Raw genomic sequence first — 1851 nt, forward strand, 5'->3', positions numbered from 1 at the left:
GCGAAGATAAGGACCGCAATTGTTGCGATTGCAGGGAGGCCAGGCTTCCAGACGTGCTTGAGACCTTTTACGACGAGGTACGCCCCGAAAGCCGCTGACATAACCCCAACTAGGACCGGCACCCATCGCCGTGCAGCGGCTATCTTGTCGTGTTGATAGATCAAGTTGATCTTGATGAACGCAAGGAAGGCGGCAGCGATAAGCCCGCCGATAAAAGGCGACGTGAACCAGCTTAGGGCGATAGACGCCATTACATACCAGTCGACAGCTTCCACACCGACCGCCGCGAGCCCCGCCCCAAGGACGCCGCCCACAATCGAATGCGTTGTCGATACTGGCGCACCCAAATACGTTGCGAGATGGACCCACAACGCTGACGCCAATAGTGCAGACATCATAATCCAAACAAAGACATCGCTGCTTGGCACGAGCGTCGGATCTATGATGCCCTTGGAGATGGTTTTGACAACGCTTCCGCCGGCGATCAGGGCACCTGCAAACTCGAAGATCGCGGCGATGATCAGCGCCCCGAGCATGGTGAGCGCGCGTGCACCAACCGCAGGTCCGACGTTGTTGGCAACGTCGTTGGCACCTATCGTTAGCGCCATATAGCCGCCGATGACGGCCGCAGCGATCACGATGATGCTGCTCTGGGCAGCCCCCACCTGCAAACTGGCCAAAATGCCCGCAACGGCGAGAAACAGGACCGCAATACCTAAGGCAGCCCAGGCGCGTGAGACCGTGCGCGTGGCCTCCTCTAAACGCTCAACCTTTTTGAGATCTTTGTCGATAGAAGGCTTTTTTGTACTGCCCAATCCGACCGCTGACTCATTGTCTGCCCGCGTCGGCATACGCCGCATCTCCCCCGCTGTTTTGAGATAATGTCTTATTGATTTTTCGACGGACCAACAAGACGTGAGAGAGAATGGCTACTCCTCCGGTCCCAGTTCGAGCCTTTCGCGGAAGAGCGAATGCTGTTGATCTCACTCCCCTCAGGGCATTGATCGTTTCAGTGCTCGGTAAGCTGTCAGTCTGCTGGATATGTCCGCATTGGGTCAGTTGCAAACGTTGCAAGGCCGCTAGACGAAGACCGCGTTGCACCAAAAAGCTGACATTGGCAGCTGCGACATTGATGTCAGCTAAGTGCCATTAGGGGACATCGCTCCCAACGGTCAAAATCTGCCCTTAGCCTATTTGTAAGCAACTGCGGCGCTTGATGGGCCGGTGAGCGGCATGATCTCGAACTTTCGAAAGCCGACTTCGCGACACCAGCTCTCAAAATCTGAGCCCGAGTAGTCGAAAGCATCTCCAAACTCGATCAGCATGTTGAGCGACATTAGCAGGCCGAATGCATTTTCGCGTCGTGCGTCGTCGATTAATGCCTCAATCACGACGAACGCTCCGCCTTGGGGTAGCGCATCATAAGCCTTGCGGATCAGCATCTTCTTTTTCTCAAGGTTCCAATCATGCAAGATCATCCCCATTGTGATGACATCGGCTTCCGGGAGTTCATCTGCGAAGAAATCGCCGCCGACTGGAGTAACCCGGTCCGATAGACCGGCCTCGTTGATCTTGCGGGTGGCAATTGGCAGAACTTGGGGAAGATCGAAGCTGCTGCAGCGCATATGGGGGTTTGCCGCAGCCACCATGCAGGACAACTGTCCAGTCGCTCCGCCGACATCACATAAGGTCTCATACTTCGAGAAATCAAACTTCTCTGCGAAGGCTAGGAAGTTCCCAGCTGAGACGCCTGACATGGCGTTCATGAACTGCTCGAGACGTTCTGGCGATTCATAGAGTTTGGCGAACATCGATGCGCCGGAGTGCTTCGTCTCGTTCTGCGGCGCGCCG

At 55.6% G+C, this 1851-nt stretch carries 2 protein-coding genes; both read right to left on the bottom strand.

Annotation, left to right across the window (positions count from 1 at the left end; all coding sequences use genetic code 11):
- Positions 1–851 (bottom strand): inorganic phosphate transporter (locus tag AC33YF_RS13840; RefSeq protein ID WP_491777798.1); only part of this gene is annotated, 851 nt, incomplete at its 3' end.
- A 339-nt stretch (positions 852–1190) separates the two neighbouring features.
- The coding region (locus AC33YF_RS13845; RefSeq protein WP_491777799.1) for a methyltransferase at positions 1191–1851 on the bottom strand (661 nt) is incomplete at its 5' end.

The organism is Methyloceanibacter sp. (assembly GCF_058506495.1).